The sequence below is a fragment of the Sunxiuqinia indica genome (assembly GCF_009847015.1).
In the GTDB taxonomy this organism is placed as follows: Bacteria; Bacteroidota; Bacteroidia; order Bacteroidales; family Prolixibacteraceae; genus Sunxiuqinia; species Sunxiuqinia indica.
Map to the genome: position 1 here is coordinate 350654 of NZ_WVEM01000002.1, position 14419 is coordinate 365072.

The window sequence follows — 14419 nt, forward strand, 5'->3', positions numbered from 1 at the left end:
GCGATTAAACGGCAGTCCATTGGTTCAGGCGGCTTTCCATAAAATACACATAGGCATGCTCCAAATTGGGTTCAATGTTGTGTCCGTTGTAGCCATTTATTTCGTTGGCAACCACCTGAATCTCCCATCCTTCGCTGGTGGGAACATTCGATATCACCGGATATTTTTCATTGATTTCCTGATATTCCGACTCCGTTGCTTTTATCAACCAGACTTTCCCTTCGGCCTGTGCAACCAAATCGTCGGGCGAACCGCTGTAGGCCAGTTCTCCTTGATTCAACAAAGCCATGTTTTTACAAGTACTTGAAATATCGCCAACAATATGAGTCGAAAGGATGATGATGACATCGTTAGTTGAAATACTCGAAAGTAAATTTCTAAACCGGATTCGTTCTTCCGGATCCAGGCCGGTGGTAGGCTCATCAACAACAATGATTTGCGGATTATTAATCAATGCCTGCGCAATGCCTAATCGCCGTTTCATTCCTCCCGAAAGCCGATTAGCTTGGCGATCCCGTGCTTCAAAAAGACCAACTTCCTCCAGCATTTTATCCACCGCATTAGCCCGAAGCTTGCTTTTTTTTATTCCGGCTAAGCGAGCGGCGTAATCCAGGAATTCGTACGTTTTTAGTTGCGAGAAAAATCGAAAATCCTGTGGTAGATACCCCAGCATTTTGCGAATTTCTTTTCGATTTTTAACCAAGTCGTATTCATTGATGGTTACTTTCCCTTCACTGGGTTTCATTAGAGTAACCAAAATGCGCATCAAACTGGATTTTCCGGCTCCGTTTGGTCCCAGTAAACCAAACATACCATTCTCAATTTCAAGCTGAATATTGTTGAGCGCACGATTACCATTTGGATAAATTTTGCTTAGTTGGTCAATCGAAATTTTCACAGTTCTTTTTTTAGTATAGTTCGTAGACTATCTTTTTGGGGAAACGTTTAATTCCTTTTAAATTCGACATAAAAAAGGTTACAACTTCCCGCTAAAAAGACAAAATCGAATTTCAGTAAAGAAAATTGAATTCCCTCATTTATTAGATGAAGATGAGTGGATCATCGATTAACTGGCGGTTAAGTATCTACAAATCGCTTTTTTCGGAAGTGCTTTTGTGAAACTAATTCCACAAATTTCAATATTTTTCTACATGCAACCTTGTTCCAGTGGTCGAGAGGAAAACCTTTTCTAATCCTTCACAACAAGGGGATTCCCCGCGATTGTTTTCATTAGGATCAGACTATGGCATGATATTCAAGACTATAATAAATGACATGCTTATTTTCATGTCAGCTTGCCGACGAAAAAATAAGCATGCAAATTGTTAAAAGTTGAATTAGAAAGAAAGGAAAAGAATATGTTTACGAAAAACAAAACAATGAAGATTTACACGGCAATTTTATCACTTTTAATAGCAGGGGCTTTTACAGTCACGGCTCAGGAAAAGGATATGAAATACGATAAGCTGGAAACGATGCAAGATGAGATTGAGACCGATTTAGTTGGGGTTTACGAAATTGTCGCTGATTATCCGGATTTTGCATATGAGTATGTATACCACGATGGTCATTTAGACAAAGTTATGGTTACAGGAATTAATAATCCGGCAGATAAAAAAGAGGTTTCAGCATTAATTTACAGCGTTCGAAGTGCCAAAGATGACATGAGAAATTACTGCAATCGCGTGGGGATTTATTATGCTCCTGAGCGAGAAGCTGAACCTAAAGTTGGGTATGACGAATTCAGAGAACGAATTCAAAAGAACTTACAATATCCTGACAATGCTGAAGATTACGGTGTAGAAGGTACCGTTTATGTGAAATTTATTGTAGGAAGAGATGGTGAAGTTAGTTTTGTAACAGCAGATCATGCGATTGATTCGCCTTTTAAGCAACGAGTTGATAAGCTTGAACAAGCAGCCATTGAAGCAGTAGAAGAAGTTGATGTAGAGTGGGAGCCTGCAATTGCCGATGGCGAAATTGTCGACTCATGGGCTGTTGTTCCGGTAACGTTTGATTTTAAGAAAGATCCGTTTTTACCTACATTAATCCGATAAAAAAATAGAAACAGAAAGGTTGTTCTAAAAAGGGCAACCTTTTTTATGTGTATCTTTCAGAAAATAGATCACCCACAAAAATTGAAGCCCATGGAGAAAATTTTCACCAATGATTTTTGGATCGTGCTGTCCGAAAACTTAGTTAACTGGATCGTTTCGCAATTGCCTGCGATAATCATTTTGGTTATTTTATTATTAATCGCCTTGCGTGCGGCATCGTTTATGATCAATAAAACCAAGAAGTTGTTGATAAAACGGATGGTCAATCAGACTGACGAACCTAATCTTGAAGTAGAGAAGAGGCTCAATACCTTAATGGGGATCGTCAGGAAGGGGGTCTCGATACTGATTTGGGTCATTTTCGTTATGATCTTTCTGAAGAAAATAAATATTGACATTGCCCCAATTTTGGCAGGTGCCGGAATTATTGGATTGGCAATTGGTTTTGGTGCGCAGGAGCTGGTGCGCGATTTCATCACCGGATTCTTTATTCTGCTCGAAAATCAGATTAGGACAGGGGATGTCGCAATCATTAATGGAACCGGAGGACTTGTTGAAAAAATTGAGCTTCGTACCATCACGCTGCGCGATTTGTCAGGGGTGGTTCACATCTTTCAAAACGGTAAAATCAATTCGGTTTCCAATATGACCAAAGGTTGGTCGGCTATGGTGTTTGATATTGGTGTCGCTTACAAAGAAGACCTCAACAAGGTGATGAAAATTATGAAGGATGTTTCGGAAGACTTGCGTGCTGATTCAAATTTCAAATCGATGATTTTGGAACCGATGGAGATTTTTGGACTGGATAGCTTTGGCGACAGTGCCTTGGTGATAAAAGGCCGGATTAAAACCAAACCCATTCAGCAATGGAATGTAGGTCGCGAATACCGGAAACGACTAAAAGAAGCGTTCGATGAACACCGAATTGAAATCCCATTCCCACACCGTACAATTTACTGGGGCGAAGAAATTGATCCTCTCAAGTTGACAATAGAAAAAGCAGAAGCTGATGCGAAAGCAAAATCAGCAGAGTAAAAAAGATGTCGACTCAAGCTATTTAGCAGTAAGTGAAAGAAGCTGACCAAAATATGGTCGGCTTTTTTTACATTCTCAAGGTAGCTTTTTTTGATGAAATCGAAAGGAGTTCAAATCAAGAATATCTACGGTAGCGGTTTTCTAATTAAAGATGATTGAAACCTTCCATCGTTTTTGTTAACTTCGGGGAAGACACAGAAAAACGACGATTATGAATACCGCAAAAATAGCTATTATTACTGGTGCCAGTCGAGGAATCGGGAAAGCTTGCGCCATTGGGCTTGCAGGAATGGGCTACCATTGCCTCTTGATTTCCCGTAGCCAACAACAACTGGAAGAAGTAGCAGAGGAAATTCATACAAATGGTGGAAAATCCAGTTTATTCGCTGTTGACTTGACGAAAGAAAACGAGCTGGAAGACTGCATTCAAAAAATCAAAAAGCATTATGTCAGCATTGATGTATTGATAAATAATGCCGGCATGTTTGTTGGCGGAAATCTGGAAATGGATGTTAGCGAATTTCGGCAGCAGTTGGAATTAAACCTGACTGCGAACTTTAATCTACTGCAAGCTTTCGTTCCTCTGATGAAGGAACAGAAATCAGGTGCCATTTTTAATATTGCGTCGCGAGCAGGGAAAATTGGTTTTGCCAATAGCGGAGCTTATTCGGCTTCTAAATTTGGATTGGTTGGTTTAAGTGAATCTCTTTATCGGGAGTTGGCTGAATATGGTATTTCGGTAACAGCCATTTGCCCAGGTTATGTGGCAACCGAAATGGCCACGCTGGCTGGTACTCCATTAACTAACGAAGAAATGATTCAACCTGAAGATATTTTCTTAACGATTGAGTATTTGCTGAAACTCGCTCCCAATACAAGAGTCAAGGAAATCATCATCGAAGCCAAAGGAAGTATTTCGTAACACTAGTCGGGCTGATAACCGGATTGATTTAAAATGCTGAGGTAATCTTGGTTTTCCATCAGTTGCTTTAGCGTAACCTCCGGATTATTTTTCATATACGAACGTACAATCTGCCAGCCCAACCAAGCTCCAACCCGGCCCGGAGATTCGGTAGAAAAAACAGAAACGTATGGGCCATCGTCCACGTATCGTTTAATATCCATCCGGTTGGTTGAAAAAAGCAGGTTGTTTTCCGCCATGTAGTTCCACATATTGGCTTCGCTATTCTGGCAAAATTCCAACTGGTTTTCGGTAAACCCAATATTCAGGCTGTCAGTTAATTCAGGCTGCATGGCTTCGACAAAATAATACATGGAGCCTTGGTAAATCATACTTTCAATTACCTTGCTGGCTTTTAAACTCATCGGATATTCCGTCATTGCCCAAAAATACATGGCATCCGAAACGATCTTTTGCTGGTGCATATTCCGTATTTTATATGCAGGAATTCCTAAGCGCGGGTAATAATCAAAATTGGCTCCGAGGTATTTATCCAGGCTCACGCCAATTAAGGAATCAGCTAAAACAATCGATTGGTTCAAGCCACTCACACACGTATAAATGTCGGGAACAACTTTGTTCGGGAAATAGTAACGATAATGCTTGAAGGCTTCTATAAATTCTTGTTCCAGTTCATTTTTATTGATCCGTTGATCAACTTGCCCTTTTAAGTTCACAATCATCGTATCATTCAAAAAAGACTCAAGTTGCGCGTAAAACTCATCATCATCATCCGGCATTCCAACACCAATCATATGCAAGTTGAAAAGCTCAAAAAAGCGGCCATATTCTTCTTGCAGCATTGGTATTTCCTCTTCTAAACTTCCTTTCGCCTCAAATAAATCATCCTCGTAATTTTTGTAAGTCAGATTTACTTTTACATCTGACACATCAATTTTCAGCGGATTTCGATTGCATGAAACAAAGACAAACGCTATCAAGAATACAATCAGCCAACAATTCCTAAAACAAAATTCTCTTTTTCTGAGCATAATACCGAATTATAATACACAATTAACCCCGATCTTTTAAATCGGGGCTAAATTTATAACTTATTCATTGAATAAATATTTTATGGCCGCTAGTTATATTTTACAATTGAATGCTATTGTTTCCAGACCGAATCAACGACTCTCCATAATTCCGCTTTGATATGATCCCGGGTTTCACCAATAGCATTCATTAACTCTATCGGGGCCTTATCAGTTTTATTACATTATCTTTTTGGTCTTTCGTTATTTGCAGTCTCAGTTAATTAGTATGGACTTCAAGCTTGGCGTTAACGATCACTTGCAAGTTGTCGGTGTGGATTTCGGAGAGCGTTCCTGTCCGAAGGACACGGAACTGCGATGCGAGAATCCGCAGTTGGCGTACCACCGAACCCCGCCCTGCAATATGTACTGTGTTAACATGCGTTTTTTAATTAAAAATTATTAATGCATCTTGTCCAATAGTAGCATCAATTTTTTGTTTTATCCAATCAATGTTGGTTTCTGTCCGAATTCTATTTCTTTCCACAGCATAGTTTTTAAAATAGGAGCCTTGTTTCGTTGACCCTTTCTTTTCATGCTGAAATTCAAGTTTTATTCTTTTGGCAGATAAAATCTTCAAAACAGATGGAGATTCTAAAATGTGATCCGGTTCATCAATTATAATTCTCGTATTCTGAGAGAATTGTATTTCCATTTGTTTTTTTTCTTCGTTATAGTCTATACTCAATATTTTAAGTGAGTTTTGATACGGTTCTCCATACCAGTCTCCAAAAATTTTAAGTGTACCTCCTTTAAAAATATTTTGATTTTTATGATTTAGCTCAGCCAATTCTTTTGCAGTTCTTTTTTGGGTTTTACTGTCTTTGGTTGGCTCAAGGTTGTCCAAATCAGGAGAAGCAATAACAACTGACATGAAATCAACAATTCCTTTACGCTGAATTATTTTGAAAATTTGGATTCCACCCCAAATTGCTAGTAGTCCAAGGATTACACATATAAAAATCCCAATTAAATTTTGAAGTTCATTGTAAATTAATACTCCAAGAATTCCTGCAATAATTAGCGGGAAAATTCCTGTTATTATTCCGGTAATAAAGTTGATTAGTTTTCTCATGGTTCTTTTTTCAAAATTGTGTATAACGATTGTGTACATGTACTTGTACATACCCGCCGCTATTCGTTTTATTTTATCAATTTTAGTTTTCTGTTTATCAACGCTTCACAAAGTACAAAAAATAGTTTGTCTGATTATCATATATTGAACATTTTACAGAACAGTAAACCAAACACTGGTGCGTTTGAAGTCAGGCTGTGGGGTAAAAAAATAGTAAGAAGCGGCTTGTCAGGCCGGGCTGGTGGTTGTTTCGGAGCGCCTGAGAATTTTGTCACCGGTTGTGGAGCAAATTCTGGAAAATCCGGGAGCTTCTCCACACAGAAAAACGCAAAAAAATATTTTCTTTTTGTTGAAACGTGCGGCAGACAAGGAAATTAATTTTCTTTTTTGTTGTTTTCTCCCTGCGAGAGCAAAAAATATTTTCCGGTTTCTTCTCCACACAGAAAACAACGTTCTGGGAAATTTTTTTCCTTCTCCACACAGAAAACAAGAAAAATAAAACCCGGAACCACTGTTTTCGGCAAAAAAAAAGAATGCAAGAAAGAGGAATTCAATGTCGTTGTATTGAATATCGATAAGCTATGGTTAAGTAGATGGGAGGGGGTGTATTATGTTTCGAAATCACTGTTGCCCGGGAAAAATAAAAACCCGGCTGATGTGAGAAACGGATGAAAACAAAACAGTTCATATTCCATAAAATGGAGTTATGGGCTAAAGCCCGGACGCTCTGGTGCGATGACTTCGTGAATGCCAGATATGACGCGGGCTTTAACCTATCATTTGAAATTTTAACCGGACACTAATGAAAAATAAATATATTTCAAAACATCTGATTTTTAAGTGCTTATAAAAGTATGGCCAATATGTTAGTAGGTAAGAAAAGAAGAATCACGTCATCAGGTTATTCGGTTTGTGAGATGTTATTATCAATAATGAGAACCTGATAATTGCCATTTAAAAAAGATTATTCGAGATTTGCGAATACAAAATCGCTTACATTGTGCGTTTCAATAGTCAGTAAACAGAAATTTATGAAAAAGCCAGGAAAAATAATTTGCTTAATAGCCGGTTTCTTAATCATCAGTCAAATCGCTTTTTCACAGCGGTCAACACGTCTTTCATTTTCAGCCAGTCCATCGGTCAATTGGTTTTCGGCCGATATTCAGGGGACTGAAGCCGGCAGTGCCGCTTTGGGGATTGACTATGGTGTTAATGCGGACTTTTTCTTCGATGAGGAATCAAAATATGCCTTTGCAACCGGAATTTTAATCAATAATACCGGAGGAAATATTCGTTATTATAATAGTTCCGGCGATGTGCAGTTTGCCGGACAAACATTTCAGTCCGGAACTTCTTTTCGGTATAAACTAAAATATGTTGAAATTCCGTTGGCCGTAAAGCTTCGTACAAGCCAGTTTCGTCGCTGGTCGTATTGGGGACAATTCGGTTTTTCTGGTTTAGTCAATATTCAGGCAAAGGGCGAGAGCGATGATGAAACCTTGAGAAAAAACAACATCAATGAAGAAGTTAATTTGTTCAATCTGGCCCTCAATATGGGAATCGGTTCTCATTTCGACCTTGGAAGCAACAACGCGATCACGCTGGGAATCATTTATAAGAACGGTTTTATTGATGTCACTTCAAATGACCAATTTGACGATAAAACAACCTTGAATTCACTTGTATTTAAACTTGGCCTTGTTTTCTAAGAATCCAATCGTTTTTTGTTCTTTTTCAATTATTTTTGCTGTCCTAAAACGGATTGACCATGAAAATTGCATTAGCACAGCTGAACTATCATATTGCTAATTTCGAAGATAATTCCAATAAAATTATTGAGGCCATACGGAAAGCGGAGAAGCAGGAAGCGGAGCTGGTTATCTTTTCAGAACTGGCTGTAACGGGCTATTATCCGCACGACTTACTTGAGCGGAAAGAGTTTATCGAAAAAGCGGAACAAGCCATTGCAAAAATAGCCAAAGAATGCACTAAGGTTGCGGCATTGGTTGGAGGTCCAAGTATTAACCAAAGTGAACGAGGAAAGAAACTTTTCAATTCAGCATTTTTGCTGAAAGATGGAAAAATCGTTGCAACCCGACATAAATCGTTGCTCCCAACATACGATATTTTTGATGAGTATCGCCATTTTGAGCCCAACCGCCAGTTCGATATTGTAGAGCTAAACGGCAAACGGCTGGCGATTACTATTTGTGAAGATTTATGGGATGAACAGCCAACCCAGAATGAATTTGGAAAGGACAAGTTGTATACCCGCTCGCCTCTGGAGGAATTGAGCAAGCTGAATCCTGATCTTGTAATTAACCTCTCAGCATCTCCATTTTCATACAATCAGGAGAACTGGAGAAAAGATATCTTGGTGAAGAAAGCCATCAAATACCAACTTCCAATTATCTACTTAAATCAGGTTGGCGCGAACACTGAAGTCGTCTTTGATGGTGGTTCGATCTACTTGAAGGAAGACGGAACAATTCCGGTGGAGCTGGCATATTTCGAAGAAGATTTCCATGTGGTTGACACCGAGAACCCTTCACCCAAACACCAACAAGAAAAAGACTATATTGCTAAAATTCATCAAGCCTTAATTCTTGGGATTCGAGACTATTTTCAGAAAATGGGCTTTAAAAAAGCAATTCTGGGTCTTTCCGGTGGAATTGACTCAGCCTTGGTTTGTGCTCTGGCTGTAGAGGCCTTGGGGAAAGAAAATGTACGTGGCGTTTTAATGCCGTCGAAATATTCCTCTGACCATAGTGTGGCCGATGCTCTGCATCTTGCCGAAAATCTGGGCATTCAGTACGACACCATCGCCATCCAAAATATGGTTGACGAATTTGAAAATCAATTAAGTCCGGTGTTTGGAGATTTGCCTCCTGGCGTTGCTGAAGAAAATATTCAGGCGAGAACCCGTGGAATACTTGTCATGGCTTTATCGAACAAGTTTGGAAACATCTTGCTGAATACAACGAATAAGAGTGAATGTGCTGTGGGCTACGGAACTCTTTATGGCGATATGAATGGTGGTTTGGCAGTACTTGGTGATGTTTATAAAAACGATGCTTATAAACTGTCGAATTACATTAACCGGAATGGAGAAGTGATACCGTACAACAGCATTCAAAAACCTCCTTCGGCAGAACTAAGACCAGATCAAAAAGACACCGATTCACTTCCTGACTACGACATTTTAGATCGGGTTTTGTTCAATTACATTGAGCTGAATTTATCTCCCAAAGAAATTATTGAACAAGGTTTTGATAAAGAAATGGTTCTAAAAGTTACGCGAATGGTTAATCAAAATGAATACAAACGTTTTCAGTCCCCCCCGATTATAAGGGTTAGCTCAAAAGCTTTTGGATTTGGGCGAAAGATGCCCCTTGTTGCAAGGTACCATTAGTTCAAAAAAGAAGGGTTGCGCCGAAATAATACTCTTTCACAGATTTATTTGTGAGCCAGCACTTTTTGACTAAAAAAGGATGTCAAAACGTTTTTTATTTGTTAAAATTGGTTAACTTTGATGCTCTATAACATATAAAGTTGGAATGTATGCTAAGCCACGAAATGGGGATTAAAGAAATGCTTGAAAACCCAAAATCGGTTTTCAGTTGTCTCACTCCCGATGAGAAAGAACGACTACTCAAACACATAACCCTGACCAATTTTAAGAAGAATGAATTTATTTACAAAGAGGGAGATAAACCAACCGGTTTTTCTTTTTTGATTGAAGGGAAAATCAAAATTTTTAAAGAAGGTGTTGGTGGGCGCGAACAAATTATCAGAATGACGAAACCGTATGGTTTTATTGGTTATCGGGCATTACTTGCCGAAGAAATTCATATCGCTTCAGCGGTTGCCTTGGAAGATTCGCTAGCCTGTCATGTTGATAGTGATTTTTTCTTCAATTCGATGTTGAAAAATACAAGTGTTACCGCAAAACTGCTACGCAAACTTGCTCGTGAATTAGGATTTTCCAACTCCAGAACGGTTACACTAACTCAAAAACACATTAGAGGTCGGTTGGCCGAATCGCTGTTACTGCTAAAAGATAAATATGGCTTTGAGCATGATGGTGCAACATTAAAAGTATTCCTGTCGCGTGAGGATATTGCAAATCTTTCAAACATGACAACATCCAACGCTATTCGGACACTTTCAACTTTTGCCGGCGAAAAGGTAATCGCCATTGACGGACGTAAAATCCGAATCTTAGACGAGCAAAAATTAGAGCGAATCAGTAAATTAGGATAAAAAATATAGCTGAACAGCACAAGGGGAAATGAAATTTTGGGTTTTATTTCCTTTTTTTTATTCCTGAGAATACACTCGCTTGACTCGCTGCGAAATCCCGGTCAGTATCTCATAGGGAATTGTTTCTGCCCATTCTGCCAAATCGGTTAAGTGAATATGCTCTCCCATTAGTTCCACTGAATCACCAACTTGCGCATTTGCTTCGCTAACATCAATCATGGTCATGTCCATGCACACATTGCCAATAACTGGTGCTTTCGTTCCGTTAATCCACATCTTTCCCACGCCATTGCTGAAATGTCGTAAAAAGCCATCGGCATACCCAACGGGCACGATGGCGATTGTCATTGCTTTATCTGCCTTTCCCTTTCGTCCATAACCGATTGTGTCGCCCACATTAACCGTTTTAATTTGCGAGATGACGCTGGTCCATCGGGCAATTGGGCGCACAGGCGTATTGCTGGTTGCCGCAACACCATAAAGTCCGATCCCTAAACGAACCATGTCGAGTTGAAATTCGGGAAAACGTTCAATTCCGGCTGAATTTAAGATATGTCGAATGACCTTATTTTTCTGAAAGCTCACCACGATATCTGAGATCTCGATAAACTGTTGATATTGCTTACGGGTGTATTCGTCGTGCTGAGCCTCGTCGGAACCGGCTAAATGTGTAAATACCGATTGAATGCGCAATACTTCTTCGTGATTGATTTGTTGGGAAATGTGTTTCAACTCATTGACCTCTGAAAATCCCAACCGATTCATCCCGGTTTCAATTTTGATGTGGATCGGATAATACGAAACGGCAGAACTTTTTGCCACGGCATTAAACTGCCGAAACAGCTCCGCGGAATAAACGTTTGGTTCCAGTCGATATTCAATCATCGCCTCAAAACTATGCCCCTCCGGATTCATCACAACGATTGGCGTTTCGATTCCTGCTTGTCGTAATTCAATGCCTTCATCAGCTACGGCAACAGCTAAATAGTCAATCTTCTGAAACTCCAGCGCTCTCGCAATTTCCACGGTGCCGCTTCCGTACGAAAATGCTTTCACCATGGCCATTATTTTGGTCTGTGGTTTTACTTTTTCTTTGAAAATGTTCAGGTTTTCAACTAAGCTATTTAAATTGACTTCCAACTGTGTTTGGTGATATTTCTTTTGAAGTAGCAAGGCGATTTCTTCAAAGCGGAACTCCCGGGCACCTTTTATTAATATGGCTTCATCTTTAAAATTGTGCGATTTCCAATTCTGAACAAAATCTAATGTTGAAGGATAAAATTCGGTCGTCATTTCAAAAACAGTTCCGTGTTCCGCTATGTTTTGGCCAATCCCAATTAGTCGATTCACTTTGTTCAATTTTAACAAGCGGCTTACCTCAGCGTACAATTGGCGGGCCGGAAAGCCCGACTGCCTGATGTCTGAGAGAATCACTGTTTTTTGCTGCCTGCTGGAGCTGGTTTGTTGATTCAGAAACTGTAAAGCTATTTCCAGAGAATTGATATCGGAATTATAGTAATCGTTAACAAGCAGGCAATCATTAATTCCTTGCTTCAACTCTAAACGCATGGCAACCGGCTGCAGGCTTGAAAGCTGACTCAGTAGACGCTCCTTCAGCCAGCCTTTAGCCGCTATGAAAGCTAAACAGTGGCAAACATTCTCCAACGACGCATCATCGGTAAAAGGAATTTCGGTTTCGTACGATTTTTCAAGCCAGGAAAAATAAAGAGTAGACTTCTGCAAACTCTTTTCAATTCGAATAAGCAAATCGGCTTTTAATTCGCCGGTAGACCAAGAAAAGAGTTTTGTGTGCTCGTTTTTGAATTTGTTGTTTATAACTTGATCAATTAATGCTGAGTCTTTTCGATAAACTAACAATTCGGCACCTTCGAAAAGCTTTAACTTTTCAGTAAGCTTTTCTTCCAGCGTTTTAAAATTTTCCTGATGGGCGTCTCCAATAGTTGTAATTATTCCAAATTCAGGATGAATAAGGTCAGCTAATTTTATCATTTCCGCAGGCTTGGAAATTCCAGCTTCAATAATTCCCAGATCGGCATCGCGGTTCATGTTCCAAAGCGAAAGCGGAACCCCAACTTGTGAATTGTAGCTTTTAGGACTACGAACAATTCGAAACTGACTTTGCAATAAATCAAACAGCCACTCTTTTACAATTGTCTTTCCATTACTTCCGGTGATTGCCAAAACCGGGAAGTCAAATTCATTGCGCACGTGTGCTGCCAGTTGCTGCAATGCCGTCAGCGTATTTTTTACGACTATAAGATTTGCATGCTCAGACTGATTCGGCTGAGTTGGCAATTGCGACACCACAAAGTTGCGAACCCCTTTTTTGTACAACCCTTCAATGTATCGATGTCCATCGTGGCGCTCTCCCTTTAACGCAAAAAACAAACAGGAATCCGGGTCTACGATGGTCCGGCTATCAATGGAAATATTGGAGATCGGTTTTGCATCACCGTTTACGGCAGTCTGCAGGCTACCACCAATAATATCAGCTAGCTTGTTAATGGAATAGTTTATCATGTGTTCTTCGCCTTATTGTAGCAAACCCTGCAAAGTGGTTCATATTCTTCCTTCTCTCCAAGCATCACTTGCTTGTTGTTCGACACCAACCGATGCGAAAACTGGGCAACACTTCCGCAATAAACACAAATAGCATGCACTTTAGAAACGTAATTGGCAATAGCCATCAAATCCGGCATTGGCCCAAAAGGCTTTCCTGTAAAGTCCATATCCAGTCCGGCAACGATCACACGAATGCCCATGTCGGCCAACTTCTGACAAACTTCAACAAGCCCTTTGTCAAAAAACTGGGCTTCATCAATGGCCACAACATCAACATTGCCGGCTAATAAAAGGATATTTGCTGAGTTTTCAACCGGAGAACTGGGAATGGAGTTTTCGTCATGGGACACCACTTCCGCGATCGAATAACGCGTATCAACCACCGGTTTAAAAATTTCCACTTTTTGCTTAGCAAATTGTGCCCTTTTTAAACGCCGGATTAATTCTTCTGTTTTGCCCGAAAACATTGATCCGGCAATAACTTCGATTGTTCCACCGTTTTTATGATGACTGACATCCCTTTCAAGAAACATTTACCTTTATTAATTTTGGATTTTACTACTTTTACAAAAGTAACGAAAATGTCGGGTAATCTAGTTTTGGAATGATTATGGAAAAACACAAATTGATACAACTTATTTTAAAAGATTTGGAAGAATTGAATGAGATAACTGCTTCATTGCATCAATCTCAGGATATTTCGAAGTTTGAATTAAATATTGCATTAAGTAAATCGAAATTGGTTTCGCAGGAGTTTGAATTCCTAAAGGAAATTAGCGAAACACCGAATAACACGCCGGTGCCGGAGAGAGCGGAAACAACGATCACAACGCCTATTCTTCCATCAGAAAAAATTGAAGAAAAAGTAAAAGACGAATTGAGCAAGCCGGAGGTAAATGAGATAAAACCTGAGAATACGCCAAATAACACCAATATTAAACCAGAGCCGAAGCAAGCTCCTGAAAAGAAAATAGCAGAAACTCCGGCGGCTCCTATCGAAAAAACTAGTCAGGAACAGACGCCCGAACCAACTACAGGGAGTTGTTCGAACGAAAAAGTAGAAAAAGAAGAAAACATCGAAGAAGATTCAGCTAAGCTCAAAACGTTAGGGGAAAATTTTGTCAAAGGAAAATCGCTGAACGATTTGATTTTAGCTTCGAACTCACTCGATAAAAGACTGGCAAGTTCTCCCATCGAAAAGCTGGAGACAGCGATTGGGTTGAACGACCGCTTTCAGTACACTCGCGAGCTTTTCGACAACGATCCTGCTCTTTTTCATCGCACCATTCGGAGTATTGATCAATCCAACAATCTTGATGACGCGGTGTCTTATTTGAATTCAAACTTCAAATGGAAAAAAACAGATACCAGCATTCAGTTTGCACAACTGGTAAAACGCCGCTTTACAAATTAA

At 39.7% G+C, this 14419-nt stretch carries 12 protein-coding genes; 7 read left to right on the top strand and 5 right to left on the bottom strand.

Annotated features, from left to right (window positions below):
• Window positions 1–4 precede the first annotated feature (4 nt).
• On the bottom strand, window positions 5–898 hold the full coding sequence (locus tag GR929_RS04740) for an ABC transporter ATP-binding protein (protein WP_159517782.1): 894 nt from the start codon (window positions 896–898) through the stop codon (window positions 5–7).
• A gap of 481 nt (window positions 899–1379) precedes the next feature.
• Here GR929_RS04740 and GR929_RS04745 point away from each other — a divergent pair, with 481 nt between their 5' ends.
• The 3 genes from GR929_RS04745 (at window position 1380) to GR929_RS04755 (ending at window position 4014) form a co-directional block, all read left to right on the top strand.
• A complete protein-coding gene (locus GR929_RS04745) occupies window positions 1380–2057 on the top strand; it encodes an energy transducer TonB (protein WP_159517783.1) in 678 nt (225 codons plus the stop codon).
• Between the two features lie 90 nt (window positions 2058–2147).
• Window positions 2148–3092, top strand: coding sequence for a mechanosensitive ion channel family protein (locus GR929_RS04750; RefSeq protein ID WP_159517784.1), 945 nt, complete (start codon window positions 2148–2150; stop codon window positions 3090–3092).
• A 211-nt stretch (window positions 3093–3303) separates the two neighbouring features.
• Complete coding sequence (locus GR929_RS04755) at window positions 3304–4014, top strand: SDR family oxidoreductase (protein ID WP_159517785.1); 711 nt, start codon at window positions 3304–3306, stop codon at window positions 4012–4014.
• A gap of 2 nt (window positions 4015–4016) precedes the next feature.
• Here GR929_RS04755 and gldB read toward each other — a convergent pair whose 3' ends face one another.
• Together gldB and GR929_RS04765 are read right to left on the bottom strand one after the other, a co-directional pair.
• Window positions 4017–5045: a gliding motility lipoprotein GldB gene (gene gldB / locus GR929_RS04760; RefSeq protein ID WP_159517786.1), complete on the bottom strand. Its 1029-nt coding sequence runs from the start codon at window positions 5043–5045 to the stop codon at window positions 4017–4019.
• 427 nt (window positions 5046–5472) lie between these two features.
• A complete protein-coding gene (locus GR929_RS04765) occupies window positions 5473–6159 on the bottom strand; it encodes a hypothetical protein (protein WP_159517787.1) in 687 nt (228 codons plus the stop codon).
• Between the two features lie 1031 nt (window positions 6160–7190).
• On the opposite strand from GR929_RS04765, the gene GR929_RS04770 reads away from it, so the two are divergent.
• The 3 genes from GR929_RS04770 to GR929_RS04780 all read left to right on the top strand — a co-directional run bounded on the left by GR929_RS04770 (window position 7191) and on the right by GR929_RS04780 (window position 10422).
• Window positions 7191–7868 (top strand): porin family protein, encoded by a 678-nt coding sequence (locus GR929_RS04770; protein WP_159517788.1) that lies wholly within the window; start codon window positions 7191–7193, stop codon window positions 7866–7868.
• A gap of 59 nt (window positions 7869–7927) precedes the next feature.
• The gene (locus GR929_RS04775; RefSeq protein ID WP_159517789.1) at window positions 7928–9571 is read left to right on the top strand and encodes an NAD+ synthase; all 1644 of its coding nucleotides are present in this window, start codon (window positions 7928–7930) and stop codon (window positions 9569–9571) included.
• Window positions 9572–9720: 149 nt separating this feature from the next.
• Window positions 9721–10422 (top strand): Crp/Fnr family transcriptional regulator, encoded by a 702-nt coding sequence (locus GR929_RS04780; RefSeq protein WP_235934060.1) that lies wholly within the window; start codon window positions 9721–9723, stop codon window positions 10420–10422.
• Between the two features lie 57 nt (window positions 10423–10479).
• Here the strand turns inward: GR929_RS04780 and GR929_RS04785 are convergent, their stop codons facing one another.
• Together GR929_RS04785 and GR929_RS04790 are read right to left on the bottom strand one after the other, a co-directional pair.
• Window positions 10480–12963, bottom strand: coding sequence for a bifunctional UDP-N-acetylmuramoyl-tripeptide:D-alanyl-D-alanine ligase/alanine racemase (locus GR929_RS04785; protein ID WP_159517790.1), 2484 nt, complete (start codon window positions 12961–12963; stop codon window positions 10480–10482).
• Window positions 12960–13538: a thymidine kinase gene (locus GR929_RS04790; protein WP_159517791.1), complete on the bottom strand. Its 579-nt coding sequence runs from the start codon at window positions 13536–13538 to the stop codon at window positions 12960–12962. Before GR929_RS04790 ends, GR929_RS04785 begins: the two co-directional genes overlap by 4 nt.
• 77 nt (window positions 13539–13615) lie before the next feature.
• Here GR929_RS04790 and GR929_RS04795 point away from each other — a divergent pair, with 77 nt between their 5' ends.
• On the top strand, window positions 13616–14419 hold the full coding sequence (locus tag GR929_RS04795) for a hypothetical protein (RefSeq protein ID WP_159517792.1): 804 nt from the start codon (window positions 13616–13618) through the stop codon (window positions 14417–14419).